Source organism: Mesorhizobium sp. M0833 (assembly GCF_040319905.1).
Taxonomy (GTDB): domain Bacteria; phylum Pseudomonadota; class Alphaproteobacteria; order Rhizobiales; family Rhizobiaceae; genus Mesorhizobium.
Map to the genome: position 1 here is coordinate 1 of NZ_JAMYOQ010000081.1, position 2,428 is coordinate 2,428.

Annotated in this window: 3 protein-coding genes; all 3 read left to right on the top strand. The window is 64.1% G+C overall.

All coding sequences use genetic code 11. From position 1 onward, the window contains the following. The coding region (locus NKH98_RS32820) for a tyrosine-type recombinase/integrase (protein WP_352904305.1) at positions 1-403 on the top strand (403 nt) is incomplete at its 5' end. Next, complete coding sequence (locus tag NKH98_RS32825; protein ID WP_352800604.1) at positions 400-1,332, top strand: tyrosine-type recombinase/integrase; 933 nt, start codon at positions 400-402, stop codon at positions 1,330-1,332. The genes NKH98_RS32820 and NKH98_RS32825, both read left to right, overlap by 4 nt. Continuing rightward, entirely contained in the window at positions 1,329-2,336 is a 1,008-nt protein-coding gene (locus NKH98_RS32830) for a tyrosine-type recombinase/integrase (protein WP_352773603.1), read from the top strand. Before NKH98_RS32825 ends, NKH98_RS32830 begins: the two co-directional genes overlap by 4 nt. Positions 2,337-2,428: the final 92 nt, after the last annotated feature.

Consider the following 2,428-nt stretch of genomic DNA (forward strand, 5'->3'; position numbering starts at 1 on the left):
TTTTGTCCGGCGCACCAAGGGCAAGCGTGATCGGCTGGCACCGCTCCTCGAGGAGACCGGCGCCGCGCTCGCCGACTATATCCTGCGTGCTCGACCGAAGGTGGATAGCCCATACCTGTTCCTGTCCTTCACGCCGCCCGTGGGACCGTTCAAGTACGCATCGCCTGTTTCGAGGATCGTGCGGAAGCGGTTGCGGCATGGCGGGGTCGAACTCGGGCGGGTCGCAGGTGCACATCTCCTGCGCCACAGCCTTGCCACCCAGCTCGTCAGGCAGCGAACGCCGATCAACGAGGTCGCCGATCTTCTCGGGCACCGCAGCATCAATACAACAGCGCTGTACGTAAAGGTCGCGGTCTCGCAGCTCGCCGAAGTCGCACTCCCCTTTCCGGGAGGCGTCGCATGACCGCCTTTGCCCGATTACTCGGCGAGAAGGCCGAGCGTTACATCGAACTGCGCCGCTCCCTCGGTTATGCCTTCAGCAAGCAAGCTGGCACGTTGCGGGCTTTCGTCCACTACGTTGAGCGCGCTCAGCTCGATGGGCCCGCCACTCGAACGATGGCGCTGGATTTCGCCTTGTCGTTCAGCGGCGCCGCCAACAGCCGCGCCACTCGCCACGGCGTGCTCCGCCGGTTTTACGAGTATCTCGCCGTCTATGACGTCCGAACCGAGGCCTTGGAGCGCAGAGCTTTCCCCAGATCCAGAGCGATTCCGCCTCCGCGTATTCTCAGCGAGGCTGAGTTGGCGTCGCTCATCGACGCATGCGCCCGCATTTCGCCAGGCACCCCGCTCAGAGGGCGGACGATGGCGACGCTGATCGGATTGTTGGCGAGCTCGGGGCTGCGATCGGGCGAAGTGGTCAGCCTTGATCGTTCCGACGTCGATCTGGCCAACGGGGTTCTCCTCGTTCGGAAGACGAAGTTCCGCAAGGACCGTCTCGTTCCAGTTCACACGACGACCCAAACAGCCCTTCGTCAATATGTGCATGAGCGCGATGCTGCTTTTCCCACGCCCAAGGACCAGGCCTTCTTCCTCAGCTCCCGAGGCAACCGCCTCTCGGCGACCGGCCTGCAAAACGGTTTTGCTGAGGTCCGCAAGCTCGCCCATCTTGATGGCGGCAAGCCGTTAAGGCCGCACGATCTCAGGCACCGTTTCGCTGTGACCCGCCTCAGCCTCTGGCACCAACAGCGTGCAGACGTTCAGGCGCTGCTGCCTTTGCTCGCCACATATCTCGGTCACGCCAGCTACAGCGATACAGCCTACTACCTCACTGGCTCGGCGGATCTTCTCGCCATTGCGGCGGAGCGCGCCTTCCTCGATGGAGGTGCAGCATGAGCGAACATTTGCTCCTGGCGCCGCTCCTGGAGTCCTACTTTCGCCGGCGCTTGACCAAGCAGCGCAACGCGACTCCCGCGACCGTGGCCAGCTATCGCGACGCCTTGCGCATGCTGATCCTCTTTGCCGCCGCCCGGTTGCGGAAGAAGCCGGCGGCGTTGGCGCTTGAAGAGCTTGATCGAGACCTCGTTCTCGCTTTTCTCGACGAGCTCGAGGAGAAGCGGAACAATTCCGTCGCCACGCGCAACGCCCGCCTGGCCGCGATCCGATCTTTCTTCCACCACGTCGCTGCCGCCGACCCGGCGTCCTTCGGCGTCGCCCAACGCGTGCTGACGATTCCCATTAAACGGACGCACATTGAGGTGACGTACCACCTCACCAAGGCCGAAGTGGACACCCTCATCGCGGCGCCCGATCCAAAGACGCCCCGTGGTCGGCGCGACCGAACCTTTCTGCTCTTCTTGGCACGGACCGGCGCCCGGGTCTCCGAAGCCACCGGCGTCAACGCAAACGATCTTCAGTTGGAGCGGTCGCACCCGCAAGTGCTGCTGCGCGGCAAGGGGCGCAGAGACCGCGTCGTCCCTATTTCCAAGGACCTGGCGCGAGCGCTGACGACCTTGTTGAGCGAGCGCGGGATCACCCATTACGAGCCGCGACCGATATTCGTCGGCGCCCGCAACGACCGCCTGACTCGTTTCGGAGCGACCCATATCGTGCGGCGTGCGGCCGCCGAGGCCGTGGCTATCAGCCCGGCCTTGGCCGACAAGCCCATATCGCCGCACATCTTCCGGCACTCCCTCGCCATGAAGCTTCTCCAGTCAGGCGTGGACCTTTTGACGATCCAAGCCTGGCTCGGGCACGCACAGGTCGCCACGACCCACCGCTATGCCGCCGCGGATGTCGAGATGATGCGCAACGGACTCGAGAAGGCGGGCGTCGCCGGCGACCACGGCGTGCGTTTCCGACCGAACGACGCCGTTCTGCAACTGCTGAACAGCATCTAAATATTATGTGGCGGAGGCAAGCTGGGTTTGGCCGGCCCTGACGGGCGTCAGGGCGGCTCCGCCACATAATCTCGCCCGACGCATAAGAACGG

Coding starts and splice junctions, on each gene's coding strand:
- NKH98_RS32825 (WP_352800604.1), top strand. CDS start 400: ATGACCGCCTTTGCCCGATTACTCGGCGAGAAGGCCGAGCGTTACATC.
- NKH98_RS32830 (WP_352773603.1), top strand. CDS start 1,329: ATGAGCGAACATTTGCTCCTGGCGCCGCTCCTGGAGTCCTACTTTCGC.